Annotated in this window: 14 protein-coding genes; 10 read left to right on the forward strand and 4 right to left on the reverse strand. The window is 49.5% G+C overall.

Features of this window, described 5'->3' with window-relative positions:
- Positions 1–78 precede the first annotated feature (78 nt).
- On the reverse strand, positions 79–2457 hold the full coding sequence (locus AC58QD_RS21205; RefSeq protein WP_497336971.1) for a hypothetical protein: 2379 nt from the start codon (positions 2455–2457) through the stop codon (positions 79–81).
- 338 nt (positions 2458–2795) lie between these two features.
- Between AC58QD_RS21205 and AC58QD_RS21210 the strand changes: the two genes are divergently transcribed.
- From AC58QD_RS21210 to AC58QD_RS21230, 5 genes are all read left to right on the forward strand, one after another.
- The gene (locus AC58QD_RS21210; protein ID WP_497336973.1) at positions 2796–3185 is read left to right on the forward strand and encodes a VOC family protein; all 390 of its coding nucleotides are present in this window, start codon (positions 2796–2798) and stop codon (positions 3183–3185) included.
- A gap of 346 nt (positions 3186–3531) precedes the next feature.
- Positions 3532–4041 (forward strand): hypothetical protein, encoded by a 510-nt coding sequence (locus AC58QD_RS21215; RefSeq protein WP_497336975.1) that lies wholly within the window; start codon positions 3532–3534, stop codon positions 4039–4041.
- 205 nt (positions 4042–4246) lie between these two features.
- On the forward strand, positions 4247–6280 hold the full coding sequence (locus AC58QD_RS21220) for a DUF5107 domain-containing protein (RefSeq protein WP_497336976.1): 2034 nt from the start codon (positions 4247–4249) through the stop codon (positions 6278–6280).
- A gap of 142 nt (positions 6281–6422) precedes the next feature.
- Positions 6423–6830: a DUF6855 family protein gene (locus AC58QD_RS21225; protein ID WP_497336978.1), complete on the forward strand. Its 408-nt coding sequence runs from the start codon at positions 6423–6425 to the stop codon at positions 6828–6830.
- 256 nt (positions 6831–7086) lie between these two features.
- Positions 7087–8451: an extracellular solute-binding protein gene (locus AC58QD_RS21230; protein ID WP_497336980.1), complete on the forward strand. Its 1365-nt coding sequence runs from the start codon at positions 7087–7089 to the stop codon at positions 8449–8451.
- 71 nt (positions 8452–8522) lie between these two features.
- Here the strand turns inward: AC58QD_RS21230 and AC58QD_RS21235 are convergent, their stop codons facing one another.
- Positions 8523–10961, reverse strand: a complete 2439-nt coding sequence (locus AC58QD_RS21235) for a hypothetical protein (protein ID WP_497336982.1) — start codon at positions 10959–10961, stop codon at positions 8523–8525.
- A 357-nt stretch (positions 10962–11318) separates the two neighbouring features.
- Here AC58QD_RS21235 and AC58QD_RS21240 point away from each other — a divergent pair, with 357 nt between their 5' ends.
- The gene (locus tag AC58QD_RS21240; RefSeq protein ID WP_497336984.1) at positions 11319–13694 is read left to right on the forward strand and encodes an Ig-like domain-containing protein; all 2376 of its coding nucleotides are present in this window, start codon (positions 11319–11321) and stop codon (positions 13692–13694) included.
- A gap of 1139 nt (positions 13695–14833) precedes the next feature.
- Here the strand turns inward: AC58QD_RS21240 and lplA are convergent.
- Together lplA and AC58QD_RS21250 are read right to left on the reverse strand one after the other, a co-directional pair.
- Positions 14834–15826 (reverse strand): lipoate--protein ligase, encoded by a 993-nt coding sequence (gene lplA, locus AC58QD_RS21245; RefSeq protein ID WP_497336986.1) that lies wholly within the window; start codon positions 15824–15826, stop codon positions 14834–14836.
- A 166-nt stretch (positions 15827–15992) separates the two neighbouring features.
- Positions 15993–16436, reverse strand: coding sequence for an OsmC family protein (locus AC58QD_RS21250; protein WP_497336987.1), 444 nt, complete (start codon positions 16434–16436; stop codon positions 15993–15995).
- 161 nt (positions 16437–16597) lie between these two features.
- On the opposite strand from AC58QD_RS21250, the gene AC58QD_RS21255 reads away from it, so the two are divergent.
- The 4 genes from AC58QD_RS21255 (at position 16598) to AC58QD_RS21270 (ending at position 21419) form a co-directional block, all read left to right on the forward strand.
- Positions 16598–18106: a sensor histidine kinase gene (locus AC58QD_RS21255; RefSeq protein ID WP_497336989.1), complete on the forward strand. Its 1509-nt coding sequence runs from the start codon at positions 16598–16600 to the stop codon at positions 18104–18106.
- Positions 18107–18805 carry a LuxR C-terminal-related transcriptional regulator gene (locus AC58QD_RS21260; RefSeq protein ID WP_497336991.1) on the forward strand — a complete coding sequence of 233 codons (699 nt, stop codon included), beginning with the start codon at positions 18107–18109 and terminating at the stop codon, positions 18803–18805.
- Between the two features lie 88 nt (positions 18806–18893).
- Positions 18894–20474 (forward strand): DUF2339 domain-containing protein, encoded by a 1581-nt coding sequence (locus tag AC58QD_RS21265; protein ID WP_497336993.1) that lies wholly within the window; start codon positions 18894–18896, stop codon positions 20472–20474.
- Between the two features lie 195 nt (positions 20475–20669).
- Entirely contained in the window at positions 20670–21419 is a 750-nt protein-coding gene (locus tag AC58QD_RS21270) for an SDR family NAD(P)-dependent oxidoreductase (protein WP_497336995.1), read from the forward strand.
- Positions 21420–21514 lie beyond the last annotated feature (95 nt).

Below are 21514 nucleotides of genomic sequence, written 5' to 3' on the forward strand. Positions count from 1 at the left end.
CTGCAAGCGGTTGAACGAACGGCTTGTGAGATAACCCTTTTTTCATGGCTGCACAATATATATCTATCGACTAAGTGTTTATTTATAGCTTGCGCGAATTTTCATCTTGCCCTTCATACCTGTGAGATCAATCGTCTCTGTATCGAGATCGAGCTTGGCGTACGGATGGCCATTCACCATGACGTTGGTCAACTGCTTGCCTGCGGGAACCCGGAGACGTAACTGAATACTCCCAATCTTCGTCCGGCTTGGCACTTCAAGATCAACGAATACTTCATTTTGCTCGATATTGGAGTTCATAGTATAGGTAACCGGACCGAACAGAGTAGGCGCATCGTATACTTGGATTCTCTTGCCTTGTTCAAGCCAAGCTCTCGGTGTCGCGAATCCAAGCTGTAGAATTTGTGGCTCCCCTTTGTGATTGGTTACTTCATTTATGAGCATTAGCCGCAAGATCTGCAGGGAAAAAGCGTTATTGGCGCTGTTTGGCGACAGGTAGATCCCGCGGTAATACTCATCCGGTGCCCAACCTTCCTCGAAGCTAGGAGGGGTGCAAGGTGCGCCGATTTCACAGGCACCGAATTGCAGAGGCCATTTGGATGCCAAAGGACCGACATTGGCCGATTCACCAGAGATAAAGGTGTTTCGAGTCATGGCATGAGCCAAGTGTCCATAAAAGCTGAGTATTAACTGATCGGGTTGGTCGTTATCAGCTAGAAACTTGGCATGTTTGACGGCATATACATCGTTGATCGCGCCATCCCGTACTTTAATCTGCCCTAACAGGCGGGAGCCGTGGTTGTAGAGATATTGGAGTGTGGCTTGGGCTTCCGGCGATCCCGGAGCGTAAAGATGAGCGGCATATGCATAATGCGCAACCAGGTTCCAGTAGCTTCCCAGGTATGTAGCAGCCAGATGGGTATAAGGCTCTTCTTTGTCTAGCAGGGATACGGATGTGAACAAACTGCCATCAGGGAGAATCGTACTGGACTTAGCAACAGCCTCGTCATAATACTTTCGAAAATTCTCTGCAATAGGCCCATACTTATCGGCTAACTTATCCTCCCCGAGCTCCTTCCAGACAGACACTATGCTCTGCAAGCCATACACCGCGGTCCCGATCTGATGAAGCCCATATACCGAGCTCTTCACATCACTTGAATATTGCTGTCTTTCAAGCAGATGATTGGGGTCGTTGGCATGCTGGGTCGCCAAATCATCAGCGAATGCTATGTGTGTCTCCATATTTTCCAGTATCAGACTCGCATCTCCAGTTAACCGGTAATAATCTGCAGCGTGGGTCAGCTTCTCGCCGAATTCCCAGCTGCGTCGATTCGCCCCTTTGGACATAGGCAATAAGTCTTTCAGCGATTGTCTGTAAATGTCGGTGAAGCCATAGCGGCCAAGGATGGCCACCGTGCTGTTGCTCTCCGGCTGATAGAAAGCTTGATAGGCATTCCCCAGGCTGTAGCGCCAAGTCATCAGCAGGTCCTGTATGAGTAAATTGCGTTGAGCATCCATCACGAGGTTTTCCGGGACGTGGAACAGGTTCCCCTCCGCCAACCGATTCTCCCAATAAGCCTTGGACTCGGCTCTTGCCCGCTGCTGTCCTTCTTGATCAGCATTAAGCTTAGGCGTATTCTGAGCAGGAGTGACCAGTCTCACCAAGTAGACCGTATGCGGCCCTTCATTGTCGAAATTAAACTTGTAGGTTAAATCCGTATTGTAGAACGAGCAGCCCGGACTGAAATAAATATAACTGCGGCCTTGATCGTCGAACAACTGGTTGCCGTCTTGGCGGAGGTTGTTGTTATCACACACTTGGATGCGAATAGTAGTCGATTGAAGTCCGGACTGTCCAGGATCAGCTGTAATTTCCACAAAGCTGGCTAAAATGTCGGTCCCCGGCAAGTAGGTGGCGAGCGACTCCTGGTGGTACTGAACACCTTCATAGTCCTGATAATTCAGCTCTAGAATAGGGAGGTATTCCTTATACAGCTCGGGGGTGCCGAGATTAGCCAAGCACGAGCCGAATAGCTCTTTGCCGTTGGCCCCTACGTAGATACGAGTGCTGATCCCGCCGGTGCGGTTCGATATAATTTGGCTTCCATCCGCTACAGTGAGAGCTACATCACCCAGACCGGTTGGTGGCTTCGGCTGCCCGAACGGAATATAATACACGCCGGTATCCGTCATAAAGCTGCCATTATCGGCTCCATTTATGGCATACATAATAGGTGTGAAGTAATCCTTCACATTGTCATACGTGGGTCCTTCTGGCATGCCGATAACTTGCTGGCCCCACACATCCTGAGGCGTTGCAAGCGCTTGGCATACCGAGCTTTTGTATTCTTCGGTAAGGATAGGACGCTCAGTACCTGGCGGGTATCCGATCGCGCTCGGGCGCAGGCCAATCCGCTTGGCCTGGGGTGGCTTCGAGTTATCTGGATTTGTCATAGGATCAATTTCACTCCTCAACTAGGATGGATGAAGCTATTGAGTAACAATATAACATTATAATATATATTATAACAATACTATCGCGGGAAGTCAGCTTATTCTAATTAAACATGCCATTGAGATTCATCGCTACGGCTTAGGGGTAAGGAGGTAAGGAGGGATCTGTTGTAATCTGTAATCTGTTTTTGAACTCCAAATGTAAAAGTGCCGCTTTATTCCTAAAGGTAAGTTGTCGTGTTATTACACTACAGGGTTCCGCGATTATGTTAAACTGGGTATAGGAAAGCCTTCTAATATTTGGTTACCCCCATTTTGTACAGAAAGGTAGTGGGACGGTGAAACTATCGCAAGTTAGACTATTGGTAAAAAACTTTGATAAAAGTGTAGCGTTTTACAGAGACGTGATGGAGTTTCCTTTGGGATTTTCCTCTGAGGAAATGCAGTTCGCATCGTTTAATACTGGCGAAACCAAAATCGAAATTTTTTCCCGCGAAAACATGGCAGAAGTGATTGGTGAGAACAATCTTCCAACCAATGGAGCATCACAATCGAAATTCTTACTCGCTTTTTCTGTTGACCAAGTCGATGACGTTTGTTCCCGTTTGAAAGAAAAAGGGGCGGTACTCCTTCGCGAGCCCCACGATCGACAAGCCTGGAATGCCAGGGTTGCCCATTTATGCGATCCCGATGGCAATGTGATTGAACTATACAAACACCCTCTTTAATGACCGTTTTTATATTTTTTCTACCACTTACAGCGTGGAGAACCATACCACACAATCGTAGAAACTATCGGAAACGATAGTTGGATTAACCGCCTTTTCAATGGGCGGTTTTCTTTTGGTCGAAAATCATAGAGAAGCGAGAAGATCTATCTGCATCTCAAGCATTTAGCCATTTGAAGCTAAAGCCGATTGTGCTATCATGTCGGAGGAGAGCAGCGTATGCGAAAGCATCGTGCCAGTGAGCGCTATAGAGGAAATGTTGTTATGCCAGCGGACGCTCTTGAGATCGCACGATTCATCGACCGACTCAGAGAACGTGCATTGTTAGTATAAGGAGGGATTTTCAATGGATGTAGCTGAACTGTTAAAAAAGAAAGACCTCAAGGCAAAGGAAAAAACAGAGCTCTTGGCGGAAGCGCTTATGAGCGGCATTCTAGCCATTCCGGACATGATCCAATTTGCCTCCACCGCCAAAGAGCCGGCAAAGGCCACTTGTATGGAAGCATTGGAATATGCCACAAGTCAGAAACCAGAGGTCGCAACAACGCCGGAGGTACTGGAGTTCGCTGCCAGCCATCTCCAAGCACAAGCTCCCCGTCTCAAATGGGAATCGTCAAAGGTCATCGGCAACATCGCACATCTCTTCTCGGCACAACTCGACACAGCGGTTGCGGGTCTGCTGGATAATTCCAAAGACGATAGTACCGTCGTTCGCTGGAGTGCCGCCTATGCGCTTACCCGAATCGTGAGCCTGCCCTCATACTCTAACGACCCATTCCGAAGCAAGCTGCGCACTATTGTTGAATCCGAGGAAAAAGACAGCATCAAAAAAATGTACATAAGGGCGTTAAAATAACAATATTCACTAAGCGGCTTCTAGAAGCACATCAACCTTTTTGCCTCGCTGGGAAAGGGTTCTTTGGAATGCAGCTAAGGGCGAGCCAACAAATCGTGAACAATCCGGAAAACTGACTATTTCAATCTCTGGCAAAACCTCATACAATAATAGAAATGGCTATATTATAAAAAACTTTCACCTACGTGAATGAAAAGGAGGCAAAATGAACGTTTATAGCTCCTACCTACCTATCGAAGGCGCTGAACTGCAAGGGGAGAATCCGCTGCCGAAGTTCCGTAACCGTAATCACCATAGAGAGGTCCCGACCAACGGCAGTCTTTCGGACAAGAGTAAAGAACTTTTGGGCTACGAGACAGGCGAAAGGTACTTGCCTTACCGGATGCAGGATCGATATTCACGGGATCGCAAGTTGATCCATTTGAAGACGATCGTTCTTGAGAATGAAGTGTTGAAAGCTATCTTTTTGCCCGATTACGGGGGACGATTATATTCGCTATATGATAAAAGAACAGAACGTGAGATTTTATATAAAAATCCGGTGTTTCAACCTGCTAATCTAGCTATTCTGAACGCGTGGTTCTCGGGTGGGATTGAGTGGAATATTGGGCAGCTCGGCCATACCTTCTCGACTTCCTCTCCGCTCCATGCCGCCAAGCTGCGTGATGATGAGGGGAATGAGTTTCTTAGACTGTATGAGTATGAACGCTGCAAGAATATGTTCTGGCATATTGATTTTCACCTGCCTAAGGGCGCTGAGCAGCTTCTCGTCTATGTGCGTATGATCAATGACAACCCGGACTCCATTCCTATGTATTGGTGGACGAATATTGCGGTAGAGGAGACAGAGAAGTCGAGGGTGTTCTCTTCTACCAGTGAAGTCATCTATATCGATCATCACGTGAGAGGGTTTGGAGCAGATCACCTGCCCTATTTGCCTACTGTTCCTCATACGGATGTCTCTTACCCGATGCGCTTCCCTTTTGCGAATGAATATTTTTTCCAAACGCCGGAATCTTGCAAGTCTCCTTGGGAGGCCGTTGTGTATGAGGATGGCAAGGTTTTCTATGAACGTTCTACCCCTCTGCTGCGATATCGTAAAATGTTTTGTTGGGGCAACCACGCAGGGGGCAGACGGTGGTGCGATTTTCTGGCTAAGCCGGGTCAAGGTAACTATATTGAAATTCAAGGTGGACTGGCGCCTACGCAGCTTCATGGTCTGAATATGCCGGCGAATACGGTATGGGACTTCACGCAGATACTGGGTGTAACGGAAGCGGATACCGATCGGGCTTATCAGGAGAGCTGGAACGATGCACGGGAATACATACAGGAGCGGGTGGACGGCAGTCTCAGCGAAGCGGAAGTGAATGCTGCGCACCAAAAGCTCCGAGCTTATGCGGACAAGCAGCCAGAAGCGATATTGAATGTCGGATCGGGTTGGGGAGCGTTGGAAAGAATACGTCGGGAGAAATTAGAGGGACGAGGCGTTCCGGCGGGACTTCCATTCGGGGAGGCAACCCTTACAGAGTCGCAACAGCCTTGGCTTGATTTGCTGTTTACCGGACAATTCCCTGAGCAGGCTGCCCAGGATATCCCGGTATCCTGGATGGTGCAGAAGGAATGGGTGGAGCTGCTTCGAGCGAGCCTTATCTCTGCTGATAATAATCAGGCATCTTGGACAGCCTTTATGCACTACGGTGTAATGTTATACGAGCAAGGCTTGGAAGAGGATGCACTAGAGGCATGGGAGGCCTCATTAAGGCTGCAGCCATCAGCATGGGTGTACAGGAACTTGGCTGAGGTCATGAAGCGGAGAGGAGCCAAGGATGCCGCTTTGTCTTATTTGGAGCAAGCTTATGCTGTATCCGAGGGGTTCCCGGACAGGGCTTTTGCTGAAGAATATCTGGACCTGCTTATCCAGTATAAGGAGTACGAGAAGGCTTGGCGTATATACGAGTCATTGCCTGAGGAATTTGCAGCGAGTGATCGAGTGCAGATTATTGTGGGAGCAGCCGCGCTTGAATTGAACAAGGAAGCCTTCTTAGGCAAGCTATTCGAGTCAGAATTTGCCGTGATCCGTGAAGGCGAGACCTTGATTGTGCAGCTGTGGTATCAATACAACGCCCGGAAGCTGGCGAGCGCTAGAAATGAACCGCTGACCCAGGAGCATCTGGAAGAAGCTAAGAAGAGCTTCCCCCCGCCTACCAATATAGATTTCAGAACGATAGAAACATAAGTCGCCTAAGGCGCGGTAGTCAAGAGAGACTTGATTACCGCTTTCTTCTTGCTACAATAGGCTTAATGTGTGTAAGCGGCGCTTAACTGTGCTATCTTTATGAACATACCGACTATACCAAGCTTTTAAGGGAGACTATTAAATGACTACACAACAAGGTACAAAAGATAACCCGTGGAAGCTCAAAACGCCGCCTCAAACCTCTGAATACGAAATGTACAAAGACGAAAAAGACGGGAAAGAAATCATTGTCTGTACAGTGGGCAAGACGGTGCTGCATTATGACTATCGGTGTATAAAAGACTTGCACACTATGCTTCTGGAGCATGGGGACTGGATGGAGCTGGGCAGCGCAGATGAGCAGAAGCCGGCAAAAGATGGAACCGTCGAAGCTTGGGGACGTTCAGAGGACAATCCAGTCGGTGGTTGGTATGGCCTTAAGAAAGGATTGCGCGGACGATTCGGAATGTATGTGCCGCCGTTGATGGAGGCGTTAGGGCTTGCAGAGGTCGAACATAATCCTAAGAATAATCGCATGAGGGCAGTATGACCAGGAAATGGATCAATGTCGATTAAGACAGTGGTTGGCATACGGTTCATGAACGGTTTAAAGTGCACCTCTTAGAAGACATTGGAGAACCTATGGGTTTAGCCTATGAATTCTAAGGGGTGCATTTTATATATGCCACATGTTCACTGGAAGTTGACACCTAATAGGAGAGAGGATATGATTTTTACAATCAGATATGAACTTGAACGTGTATCTTAAATAGATAAATACCAGATGTCGAGAGGAGCCCCGGAGCATGGACAAAGCCAGTCGGACCACCTTCAGAACAAGATTGGATAATATGGTCTCCAAGCTGAGAAATGATATTATCTCAGGCGCCCTTGCCCCCGGCAAGTATCTGCCCTCGGAGACAGCACTCGGGGAGCAATATCAGCTGAGCAAGAACTCGGTCCGCATCGGGCTGGACCTGTTGGTCGCCGAGAAGCTGATTGAGAAGGTGCCGCGAGTCGGTAACCGGATCCGTACCCCTGCATCCGAAGGAGTGGTTACGATCCGTATGGGATATCATCCACTGCTGGTTAAGGATATTCATCTGAACCAGCTGGTATCTGCGTTCCATTCCCGATATCCTCATATTCGGGTTCGATTGATCCCTCTTCCCTATGAGAATTATGCGGATACGGCGAGAGATGCTTTTATGGACGATGAGCTGGATGTCGTCTCCGTGAATCACCTGAACTTCTTACATTTGGTGGAGAACGGTGCGTTGAGCGCTATGGAACCTATCGAGCAGGATCCAGGTTTGTACTCCTTCTTAACCCAGGCTTTTACAGAGCAGGGGGTAACCTATGTGAAGCCAGTAACCTTCTCTCCGGTTATCTTATGTTATAACAAGCTGCATTTTATAGAGAATCATGTATCGGAGCCGGACAGCAGTTGGTCGTGGAAGGACCTGCAGGAGCAGGCTCGAGTACTTAGCGACGGCAATGATCGGTTCGGTTTCTACTTTCACCTCTTGTCCGACAATCGATGGCCGATCTTCATGCTGCAAAGCGGCGCACACTTCAGCGGGGATGAGCGCAAGGGCATTTGCACACCTGAACTTAAGCACGGTTTATCCGCCTGCCGTGATCTGGTCTATAATAAAGAGATATTCCCAACCTACCTGTCTGAGAATGATTCCGATGCCGAATCGTTGTTCCTGAAGGGTAAGGTATCCATGATTATGACGACGTATTTCAGTCTGAATGCTCTGCGGGAAGCTAAGTTTCCGTTTGAAATTGCGCCGCTGCCCTATTTGAATCAGGCAAAGACCTTGCTGCTGTCCATTGGACTCGGGGTTAGCAAGCAATCTAAGGCGAAGCAGGCTGTACAGGAGTTCGTGCAATATTTTGTCTCCTATGAAGCTCAGCTCTATATCAGGCAGCATACACTGAGCCTTCCAAGCATGAAACGAGCAGCTGAGTGGCAAGGGAAGGAGCTGTTCTATCGTCCCTCCAGATTCCATCTATACCGGGATATCATGCCGACTTTCGCATTGTTCTCCGAGCTTGGTCTAGGTGGACGGGAATACACAACGCTTAGCAGGGAGCTGAAGCTGTTCTGGTCCAGGATGGAGGAGCTAGAGGATGTATGCGCACGGCTTCAAGAGGGGTTGTAGGTTGTCTAATAGCTCAGTGTCAAAAGACCGTCCGGTTCTACTTACACCGGACGGCCTTTTGAGTGAATCGATCACTTGTCGAACTTCATTAGATTGGTGCCTGACACGTAGTAGAGATCACCCGAGTTGTCTTGTGTCAGAAGTCCGACTCCGCTACCTATAAGCAGCTCAACAGCCTTCGTTGCAGGATCCATCCGGTACAGCTTGGCGCCAATCGTGACGTAGATGAAGCCGTTATCAGCGATCTCCATCTTGGCATCACGCCATACATGACCGGCTCCGGCATAGCTCACGGGGAATTTGTCCGCGCTGTATACGATAGTCCGTGTAGTCGGATTAAAGATGAACAAGGTTCCCTCCGCTATTCCCCAGATGTTCCCGTCCGGACCAAGCATCAGCTCGGTTATGGCTCTCTTGCCCGGAACGGGTACGATCTCGAATGCTTTGGTATTGGTAACCGTATCCCATACGAACAGCTTAGCCTCCGTTGCTGTCGGTGTGCTGCCGAGCCCGCCCCACACGGATGTTCCTCCGAACACCTCATTATTCTTGTAAGCGAGCGTTATGATACTCTGGTCAGGAATCAGGTTGTTGTATACGTTGAGCCCTGCAGTGCCAATGTCATAAACGGCCAGAGCCCCACCAAGATGGCCATAAACGGGCACGGTTCCAACGAACAACTTGTTCAGCGAGGATACGCCCAGCATCCCGAACGGACGATCTTGGTCCCAGGTTTTCAAGCTGAACAGCGTTTGCGGTGCGCCGGGCGCGGTTACATCGTAGGATTGGATATTAGCTCCAGGGTAAATACCGGAGTATAGAATATTGCCCGCTGACGTTATGTTCTCCGCCTGACCCGGTCCCTTGAGCTGCGTACTGGTGCCAGCAACAGGATCATAAATCCCCATCCCTCCAAGGAGATAGCCGAATGTGTAGATTTTACCATCAGGACCTTTCTTGACGGATTGGATGCTCGTCGGCGATGCGGGAACGCTGATCGGGGTTTTGGACCAGGTGCCTGTCTGCAGATTATACTTCAGGATATGTCCATCCCTTAGCCCAGCCAACAGTGAAGTGCCGGGATAGCCGGGCTCGTTCAAGGTGAGGAACGTTGACCCGCTTATATTCGCCCCTACTGAGGCAAGGAACGCCTCCGACTTGGAGGTCAGGTCGTAGGAATACAAGTCGCCAGTCTTGGTGTAGTACACTTTGTTTGCAACTGGAGACAGCTTGCTGACCCCAATGGAAGTAAGTCCGATGATAGTTTTTTCGACTTGGAGCGTGGTTTTGTCCATTACGATCGTTTCGTCTTCAGGCGACATTCTGACAAAAAGCTTGTCATTCACATAGTTCGTATAATAAGCAAATTCGGAAGCAGCATAAGCGGCTGGGAGGATATTCGTCTTCACTCCGCTGTTGTTATCGTATCGGATCAAATGGGCGTGAGAACCGATCCCCATGTATAGCTGATGGGCACTTTCATCATAGGCGATAGACCGGACATATTGCTCGCCTGGTTCGATTTGCCCGCCGAATGCCGTTACTCCGACGCCTGGCTCATATTTGAACGCTTTACCGCCCGGGTATGTGCCTCCGTATATTTTGCCATTCGTTCCAGGTGTGAGTTCCCAGATCGTCGTTTCTCCAGGAATGGCCACACCAAGATCACTGATGGTCGTCGAACCGGGTATATATCGGAAAAGCTTGCCGGAAGCGGTGCCCACGTAGACTGAATTATCGGTGGCTACAGCCATGCCCCAGACAGCAGATGCTCCAGGAAGATCGAGCGAGCGGATGAATTGTCCGGTGATTGCGTTGAATACTACGAATTTCGAAGTGGACCCGCTTGAACCCACATAGAGGTAGTCATTCCCGCTGGAATCCTTGCCGAATGCGGAATAAGAGACGGCTGCGTTCGTTACTTGAACGCCAAGATTAATAATCTGAGGGGTCGTTAAGGTAATGGCGTCAAAGTTGGCCGTAGAAGTAGCGCCTATAGAGCTGTAGAGCAAGACGCTAACACTAGCTGTGCCGGTCGGGGAAATGTAAGAGACAGCGGCTTGAGTCCATTGGGATAAGCTGCCGCTGAATGCTTTTGACGTAGAATACAGCAGCACGTTGTTGGCGTCCCAGAATCGCAAAAAGATGCTTACATTGCCGCTTGTTACGTAGATTTGCGCAGAAGCATCGACCTGTTTCCCCGCGGTTACGGCTACCTTGGCGCTCTCAGCGCCAATCGAACCGGTCGTGCTGCTGTCAACCAGCTTCAAGCTTTTGGTTCCGTCGCTTGCCCGTTCGGAAGTTACGGATACTCCTGTGGATCCGAATGTTTGTGACCAACCCGGAATGGTAGAACCGGATAGAGGTGATTCAAAAGAGGGGTTAGCAAGGTTCAGATTCGTAGGTGCTGCATGAGCATTTTGATAAGGTAAGAATGGCAACAGACTGAGCAGAAGAAGCATACAAAGCAATCGACCGATCCAGATCGTAACGGGCCTACTAAGCATCATTTTTCATTCTCCTTTATTCTTTTTTTTGTGATAACCGCGGGCAGATTTTGCAGGGCTATACTGTAAAATAAGTCTGAGGCACCTCCTTCGACCATTAGTCTATATCTGGTATACAGGTCATCTTTAGATTATTTTATTTTGAAAGCGCTGTCAACACATATTGACTAGGGATAATGGGATCCTTTATGAGACGTAAGTACTCAAGAAATTCTTTTAAAATGCGGTTATTGTAATATAATGTCGGAGGGTGAGTCTGCAGAATCAATTTGGTTCCATTCCATTGACAGTCAATTCGTTATGTTATTAAGATTGAGTTGAATATGATTCAGATATAAACCAGAACTGAGGAGGATGACAATGAAGAGGAAGCTTATGGTTGGTTGTTTGGCGGCAGTCCTGACCGTTACGGGTTGGAGCGGGGCCGCTTCTGCTGTTGAGACCGACGGTAATACGGCTCGTTCAACGTTGGAGACTAGAACGTTCGGACAGCCGGAGGATCTGGGTACAGTTCTGCAAAGCATCTCCACAATTGATACCGCTTACGGAACGGAAAACGGCAAGCCTGTCATGTATACGAGCGCAAGCGGTACGCCGTCGACCTTCAATGTCATTGATCTCCAGTCCAACCAGTTGCTGCGTACATTCCCGTTGCCTGGGGTGGGCAGTGTTTGGACACATACAGTTGATGCTTCAGGAAATGTGTATATCGCCGGAGATGGCAAGCTGTACCGTTATTCACCGACGGCTCTAACCGTCATGGACTTGGGAGCAGTTCCGGGCAGAGCTATTTATGGGCTAAGCACGGACGAAGCGGGTAACGTCTATGGAGGTTCTTATCCGAATGCCAAGGTGTTCAAATATGACGTGGCCTCTAGTACCTTCCGCGATTACGGCACTGTGCAGGAAGGGCAGGATTATGTACGAGGCGCTGCTTATTATGGCGGATCTATCTATGCGGGCATCGGTTCAAAAGGATCACTGGTCAAAGTTGATGCCGAGACGGGTGCCAAAACACAAATTCCACTTCCGGAGAGACCGGATTACAATACAGCTAACTTCGGTTTCGTTTACGATCTGAACGTAGTCGGCAAATACTTATTCGTCCATTTGAGCACGGAGAGTTATATGTTCGTGTATGACCTTGAGTCGCAGCAATGGACCAATGTCTGGGTGAAGGGCTACCGAGGCTTGTATACATCGCCAGAGCTTGATGGGAAAACTTATTTTGTCGCTGGAGGCAAGCTGCAGTCTCTTGATCTTACTACACTAATTGTTGAAGACACGGGAATTGCCTTTGGAACGTACCTGCGCCATTCAGAGTGGGTAGAAATTCCGGGTGATCCAGATTTGCCAGGTAAAAGCTTGGTAACGATCCAATTCGGCGGCGCGATCACGTATTTCAACCTGACCACGAAGAAAGTAAAGACAGTGGAGCCTGTTGTCCAAGGTAACCCCATTGAAATCCAGTCACTGGGTAAAGACGAGAGTGGCAAGCTGTACGCCAGCGGCTACATGGGAACAACGGCAGCACAAGTGGATCCTGTTACAGGAAACAAGCTCCCGTTCCCGTTGGGGCAAGCAGAAGGCATGGTGGCAGCCAACGGGAAAATGTACTTCGGTTTATACACGGGGGCTGTTCTACGAGAATTCGATCCTGCTCAACCCGTGGTTAATAATGTGAATCCGCGATTGCTCTACGATATCGCTGAGGATCAGGACCGTCCGTTCGCCATGTTAGCCGCAGCAGGCAAGCTGTTCGCTGGTACAATTCCGACATACGGACAACTTGGCGGCGCGGTGACCGTTGTCGATCCGACTGGGCCTAATGCTGCCAAAACTTATCGTAACGTTGTGCAAGATCAAAGTGTAATCGGACTCGCTTACCGGGATGGCAAGCTGTACGGGTCTACCTCCATCTGGGGCGGCCTCGGCATTGATCCCAGCCAGACAGAAGCGAAGCTGTTCGTCATGAATCCGGATACGGGTGAGAAGCTGAACGAAGTAACGCCACAGCTTCCAGGTGCGGTCAAACCGAAAGCAATCGGAGGCTTGTCATTTGGGCCGGACGGCTTGTTGTGGGGAGCCGCATACGGGACGATCTTTGCAGCCAATCCTGACACGTTTGAGATCGTTAAAAGCAAGGAAATCAAAGCAACCGATTGGAACTTCAATCATTTGTGGCGTCCGACCTATCTGCATTGGGGTGACGATGGTCTTTTATACACGACGGTTGGCTACAACTTGACCGTAATCGATCCTTCTACGCTGGAGCATAAAGTGTTGGATACAACCGCTTTGATGGAAATTGGAGATGATGGACATCTCTACTACACCAAAGGCTCCCGACTGGCGCGTATTCAGGTAAGTGATACTGACTTCACGGCACCTGCGGCACCTGTTGTGGTTAGCCCTCAGAAGCCGGAAAAGACTAACACACTTAGTCCTATCGTGAAGATATCCGCAGAAGCCGGCTCTACCATTCAGGTGTTAGACCGGGATGAGATTGTAGGTAGTGCAATTGCTTCAGCAGACGGAGCTACGGATGTGGCGCTGACGTTGCCGAGTGCGGGTGTCTACAACAAGCTTACAGCTGTCGCAATTGATGCTGCTGGTAATCGAAGCGAGGCAGCCAAGCTGCCGAACTTGATTGTGAAGTTGGGCAAGGATAAGGACGATCGTGATGATGATTATGATGTTGATGACGACGCCGATGACGGCACGGATGAATCGTGATGATTGGGATAACTAGGGTTAAGGGGCAGCGCGTGCAGATTTATCTGCATGTCGCTGCCCTTTGTTCACTCCGTGAAACTAAACGGAGCACGGCTTTGCTCTAAGCGGAAAATCCGCTCTACAGTTGGCTAAACAGAGCTTGGCCTTGCTCTGAAGCGAAAAAACCGCTTTACAGCACGCGAAAACCTAACGAGTACGCCGCATCTCTGCTTCATTCCACTAAATCTGATTAGTTAAGTACCTCCCAAGCACCTATTCGACGATTCACCCACCACTTGGCGTCCAATAGGTACCTCGCAGGTACCTAACGCTTTATTTCTCCACCTAAATTCCAGTAATCTGATTAGTTAAGTACCTCCCAAGCACCTATTCGACGTTTCACCCACCACTTGGCATCCATTAGGTGCCTCGCAGGTACCTAACGCTCCATTTCCCCACCTAAATTCCAGTAATCTGATTAGTTAAGTACCTCCCAAGCACCTATTCGACGTTTCACCCACCACTTGGCGTCCAATACGTACCTCGCAGGTACCTAATGCTTTATTTCTCCACCTAAATTCCAGTAATCTGATTAGTTAAGTACCTCCCAAGCACCTATTCGACGTTTCACCCACCACTTGGCGTCCAATAGGTACCTCGCAGGTACCTAATGCTTTATTTCTCCACCTAAATTCCAGTAATCTGATTAGTTAAGTACCTCCCAAGCACCTATTCGACGTTTCACCCACCACTTGGCGTCCATTAGTTGCCTCGCAGGTACCTAATGCTCCATTCCTCCACCTAAATTCCACTAAATCTGATTAGTTAAGTACCTCCCAAGCACCTATTCGACGTTTCACCCCACCACTTGGCGTCCAATAGGTACCTCGTAGGTACCTAACGCTTTATTTCTACACCTAAATTCCAGTAATAGTTAAGGACCTCCCAAGCACCTATTCGACGTTTCACCGACCACTTGGCGTCCATTAGGTACCTCGCAGGTACCTAACGCTCCATTCCGTCTCCTTCTTTCCACTGATTCAGGTCCCAATATAAAAAAACATGCAAATGAACCAGCTCAAGCGGAGTCATAGCTTGAGCTGGTTCATTGTTGTTAGCGGATGCCCTGGTGGTGGGGCAATTAAACGATCGGCTTCAAGTTACAGCATCAACTCTAACCACTGTTCCTTGGTTACCTGACCGCAATAATAGTGCAGATCAATATCCTCAAGCAGCGTGCTCAGAGCCTGTGTCTCATAACGAACCCCGACAAACTTTGCCGCCAATTCGCTGCTGTCCCCTCGACCGAAGAAATCCCCATATATAGTTGCGCCTGTGATAAGACCCTCTTCTACCTGTAGTCGAACATCGAACGTACCTGCACCCTCGATCCTTCGTGTCTGGCGCACGTTGAAGGCAGGAGAGCGGCCATAATTCCAATCCCAGCTGCGGTAACGCTCGTCCGCCAGCTTCCGCACCTCGGACCAGTCCTGCTCCGTGAGCTCATAGTAAGGAATCTCGTTCTCGCCTTCGAATAGTGCTTCCAACAGGCTCTGTCTGAATTGCTCAATCGTCATCGGCTGTGCAAGAAATTCCGAAATATTCGCAACCCTGCTCCGAATCGACTTGGTTGATTTGGATACATATTTATCGGGGTTCACTCGTAGCGCCGAGACCACATTCTCAATCTCGGAATCGAAGAGAAGCGTACCGTGACTGAACATTTTACCCTTCGTAGAGTACTGTGCATTTCCAGATATTTTGCGTTCACCCACCTGCAGGTCATTGCGTCCGGTCATTTCGGCATCTACGCCGAGCTTGCGAAGAGCGCGAACAACAGGCTCGGTAAACTTCTTGAAGTTATGGAACGATTGGCCGTCGTCCTTCATAATGAAGCTGAAATTCAGATTGCCGAGATCATGATAGACAGCCCCGCCCCCCGAAAGCCTGCGAACGACATGGATGCCATTGCGTTCCACATATTCCGCGTTAATCTCTTCAACGGTGTTCTGGTTTCGACCAATGATAATCGACGGTTCGTTGATGTAGAACAACAAGTAGTCGTCATGATCAGGCAGAGAACTCAATATATATTCCTCTAACGCCAGATTAAGCGATGGATCATTAATGTTGTTGTTGCTTATGAAACGCATGGGTCGTCTCCTCCAATTTGAGGTTTAATGGATCTAATGATAACACAATGGAGGACGAATCTCCTTATGAGGCCATTCGAGTGGCTGCTGTACCTGAACTTTGGTAGAATCTCCTGACAAAATAAAAGCACCCTTGTTGGGTGCGAATTATATGTATTCCTTCAAGTTAGTTTTCAATAACAATGCCGCTTAATTTGAGATTGACTTGGTTCGCAATGGTATCTCCAACGGGGCATGTCTGTTCTAAGAATTCCACGAATTGTTCGACCTGTTCTTTGGAGGCATCGGTTTTGATATGAAACGTATAACGAATTTCAGAATACCCGGGACGCACGTCAGATTTTTTAAAGAAGCCGTCCAAGTCAAGGTCTCCTTCAACCTCTACCCGGAAATCATCTAGACGAACATTAAACTTTTTGGCATATACTCTAGCCACGATCGATTGGCATGCTGCCAACGCACCAAGCACCGCTTCAACTGGATTCATGCCTGTATCGGTTCCGCCCAAACTTTTGGGTTCGTCAATCGTCAATTCGAAATTTCTGGAACGTACTTTGACAACTACGCCTTCTTGTAATTGTGCTGTAGCTTTAAATGTGCTAATTGGCATTATTTCTCACTCCTAGGATTGATATAAATTGAAAATATCTTAACATACAATTCCGATAATGTTAATAGGGATTGTAAAAATTTTTGAGTACCCTCCCTATTGACAACAATATTGCGGCTTCCACAGCGAACAAGTACATAGGCCTTTTCGGGTGGTAATGTATGCAAATTGCTCATCACATCAAGGAATTCGTACAAGGATGGAGAATGACTACTAGTATACCGAAGAAGGAATGGGTTATCCCGTGCCCTTTTCCATATGAGAGGAGTACCCGAATGCTGTTCGTCTGGATCGCCTTGTGGGGGATCGGGTTATTCCTGATCGTGAACGAGCCGCGCACGGCCTCGATCCGTTGGCTTGCGTTGGTTACTTTTTGCGGAGGTGCTGGGGCGCTCGCGGCCACGTTGGATGATCGTTTCATCCCGGCAGTCCAGCAATCCTTACGTTACGCCAGCTGGGAGCCCGCGCTCTATCGCCTTCAGGCGTCATCGTCGCTAGTTTCATATTACGGCCTTCCATATTCTTTCTGCATGTATACGTTGGCATTCCGACCGATCCGAATGCCGTCCAGCTTGCGCCGCTGGCTTCCAGTCTTATTACTTCTACCGGTAGTCTGCTTCCTGCTGTTCACTCCGCCCTATAATGAAGTGTATCCCATCACTTTTCGAGTGGTAGTATGGTGGGCGGTGCCGCTTATCTTGTTCGGGGCGGTTAATATGATCGTGCAGCGTCCTCAGCATCCGGCCTATCTCGCAACCTACCGAGTTGCCAGCTTGGCGGTGCTGGTGCCCGTTCTTGTGTCGATGCTTCTCAACTATGTACTTCCAAGTATAGGCCTGCTTCGGATGTGGGTGTACAACACTTGGTTCGTTGGCACTGGGATATTGTTCTTCATCATTGCTCTTTCGACTTACGGCTTCATGGGGATTAGAGTGCTTATCGACCGGCGTAGGCTGGATTCGGCGTTTCGGGCTGTGACCAATGGGACTGTGCTGCTCAACCATTCCATGAAGAACGATGCGGCTAAGCTCCGATTGTTCGGTCATAGGATTCGGGAGCGGGCATCGTCTAGCGGGGATCAAGAGCTGCTTGCCGACATCGAGGTTATGCTGTCGGCTTCCCTGCATATGCAAGAGATGATAGCCCGCGTACATCGCAAAACGGAGGATTTGGTTCTGCGGCCGGCGGCCACCGATTCTGCCGTCATGATCCGTGAAGTACTTGACGCGCTAGCTCCGCAAATGGGCGGCATTGCGCTGCAGGTCTCGCTGACGGAAGGCTGGCAGTGTACGGTTGATAAAGCCCAGACAGCAGAGGCGATCGGGAATGTGTTGTCCAATGCCGTCGAGGCGCTGCGCGGACAAGGTAAAATGGCGGTCAAATGGAGCGAAGGCAAAAAGGACCTAACGCTCGAAATAAGCGATAGCGGTCCAGGTATGGACGCTGCACAGGTCAGGCTTGCACTCGATCCGTTCTATACGACCAAATCGGGCAGCGGTACGAACTTCGGACTTGGCTTGCCCTACGCGTATCAGGTCATGCGCAAGCACGGAGGCTCTCTGCATATCCGCAGTAAGCCGGGAGTGGGAACGCGAATTAGTCTGACCTTCCCCAAACGGAGCGTGAATGCAGTTCGCTTGAATCCATTGCACACAGCGGAGGGATCATAGATGGAGCCTATCAAGGTGTGGCTGATAGAAGATGATGATTGGCTGAGGGGGTTGACGGAGTATCTGAGCAATCAGGCCGATCTTGCCCTGGTGTTCACCTCGGGAGAACCGGCAGCGGTGCGGCTTAAGCTGACAGAGCCTGATGCAGCAGCCGATGTAGTCCTGATGGACATCATGCTGCACGGTGTGCCAGAAGGGATTGCCCTTGCGGAGGAGACAGTCGCCGTCACGGGTGCCAGGGTCATTATGCTGACCTCAATGGAGGAGCGCGACCTCATTCTCCGCTCGTTCCAGGCTGGCGCGCTCGACTATCGGATCAAGGCGGACTTCGAGTCCCTCCCGGACGCGATCCGTCAAGCTGTGGCGAAGGTATCGGCCATCAGCCCAGTAGCGGCGGAGCGTATGCGAGAGGAATTCCGCCGGCTGAAGAAGCTGGAGCGGGAGTTCGAGGTCAACCGTATGAGCGACAAGATTACGCCATCGGAGATGCAGCTGCTCGACTTAATTGATCAAGGCTACTCCCAATCCCAGATCGCCGACAAGCGCTTCGTGTCGATTCGTACGATCAAGAACCAGATCAACTATATACTCAAAAAACTGCAAACGACAAGCTCCAGGGAGGCTGCGCGGCAGGTGAAGGCGCTTGGACTGCTTGGACGCAACCGAACGGAGAAGCGGGAAGAGGATGGTACCAGATAAAGATGGTACTATTTTTTTTGGCCATTTTTACTAGAATGAAGGCATGCAGTAAGAATCCCATACGAGGATTTGAGGAGGAAGAACACTTATGTTGATACCGCTACTAAGGAAACATTGGACATCTTTTCTTGGTGTATTGTTCATCTTGGCTGCGTTCATTACGCTGTTCCGTTACACGCTCGATCAGAATTGGCTCACAGATCCGATCAAGATCGGAGCCGGTCTCTTATGCGGAATCGGTCTTTCCATTGCAGGAGTCACCCTCTCGCTGACAAAGGGGAGAAAAGCAGTCGGTGACATCGTCATCGGATTAGGCGCTTGCATTCTGTATGCGACGTTCTCCTTCGCAGGCATCTACTTCGACCTATGGTCGCCGTTTACTGTAATGCTGAGTATGACCGCAGTAACTGTGCTGCTGTCGATCTTGGCCTTCCGCTTCAATTCCCGGCTGGTTATGAACATTGCACTTGTCGGAGGATTATTGTCGCCTGTGCTTATGCGTCCGGAGACGGATCAGGTATTCACTCTGTTCCTCTACTTGTTGGTCATGAATGTAGCCTTCTTCATATTAAGCATTGCTCGACGATGGAGTGAGCTGCGAAGCGCATCTTTTATAGGGACATGGCTCATCTATGCTGTCTACTTTGTGCAGTTCAATCCGCCAGTAGATGGCTTGTGGACGATGCCCGTCCGGTATGCAACCGCAGCATTCGTCTTTTATCTGATCGGATTCCTGTTCGCCTCCTGGCGAAATGGACGTTCATTCGACGGGTGGAACCTGTACCTGAGTCTGACTAATGGCGTCCTGTTCGGCTGCTGGGCCTTGTATTTGCTCGATGGGGATCTCCCGATGGGTGTGCTGCTAGCATTAATTGGGTTGGCCTATACGCTGACGGGTGCAGTCGTATTCCGGGCAGCTCCCAACGCCATCACGTTCTCCCTTAGTCATGGGCTGGGCGGGGTGCTCCTGATGCTCATTGCAGCAGGTCAGCTCGGAGACGGCTTGACATTCAAGCCCCTTCTCAACGTATTTGTGTGGGGTGCCATTGCAGCTGCACTGACCGGTGTAGCACGACTGAAACATTGGAGAATAGCAGAGCTCGCCGCCATCGCCATCTGGGGGATCGTCGGAGCTTACTGGTATATAGTGACTTGGGATACGCCTCGCGGTGAATGGTTCGGAGTGTTCATTCCTTTTCTCAATTGGGGCGCGGTCTCATGGATGCTGCTTGCTGCACTCGGATTCTACTTCTCCCTGTATCGCAAGTTCCGCCTCACTGCCCATGTCGACCGTATGCTAACAAGCCTATATGCCTTGCTGGCGCATTTAATCATAGGGGGACTCCTCACGGTGCAGATCGAAAGCGCCTTTGAAGAATATGGCTCCATCACCAACCATACCGCGTTGTCGCTGACCCTGTCTTGTGTGTGGGGGGTATATGCTCTGCTGCTCTTCCTGTGGGGTTCTTATTACAAACAAAAGCTGTTTCTTGGATTCGGATCATTCGTGCTCGTAGCCGTTGCGATCAAAGCCATCTTCCTCGACTTAAGCGGGGAGCAGGCCATCTATAAAATCTTGACGCTGCTTGTCCTGGGCCTGCTATCGTTCGCGATCAGCATCATCCGCAACAAGTGGACGGTCGAAGCCGTACGTGAGTCGGAAGGGTAAATAGAGCTTTCAAGCTACAAGTCTGCCTTAGCATCTAGAGTGCTGAAGCAGGCTTTTTCTTGCTCAAAAACTGCGGGGCGTAAAATTGGCTAAATGCAGAGAATACGATAAAGTATGGATAGAAATAGAAGTTAAGAAGGATAAGAATCACCGAAGTGCTAATTCATAATTTCAAAATAAATGGAGGATTTGCATATGCTTGCTTTTGAAGGGAAAGTCGTGGGTATTACCGGGGCAGGAGCAGGGATCGGTCGTTCACTTGCACTCCTTTACGCGGAGCAAGGGGCAGAGGTTGTACTTCTTGATAAAGATGCGGAAGGACTGCAGGAGACGAAGGAGCTTCTTCAAAAGAATGGCTTCAATGCAAGCTTGCACCAGGTAGATTTGAGCAACACGAGTGAAATTGACCATGTGTTTGGACTGTTGAAGGAAGTGCCCGGGAGGATCGACGTTTGGATCAATAATGCAGGATTGGGTAAATGGAAATCTCCTTATGACCTGGCCGTTGAGGAATGGGACTACGTAATGAATACGAATCTGAGAGCAACCTTCCTATGCTCCAGGGAAGCGGGCCGGATGATGAAAGAGCATGGCGGAGGCGCTATTGTGAATATTGCCTCGACACGAGCATTCATGTCGGAAGCGAACTCGGAGGCTTATGCAGCCAGCAAAGGAGGGATCTTGTCCCTGACCCATGCTCTAGCTGTTTCCCTCGGGCCCGATCGGATTACGGTCAATGCGATAAGTCCGGGTTGGATTGAAACAGGAGATTACGCCAAGCTGCGGGATGAAGATCATAACCAGCATCCGTCCATGCGTGTAGGCAAGCCTGATGATATCGCTCGTGCTTGTCTCTATCTCACGGATTCGCGCAATGATTTTGTGACCGGGATCAACATAACCGTAGATGGCGGGTTGACCAAAAAGATGATTTATGTCGAATAAATCAAGAGAGGACTCTGAGGATTGTCCTAGAGACGTCGCGATGAGGCTGGATGATGAGGGCTGTCTTAAGGTTATTTTCTGACCTTTGGGACAGC

The organism is Paenibacillus sp. J2R1T-4 (assembly GCF_059692235.1).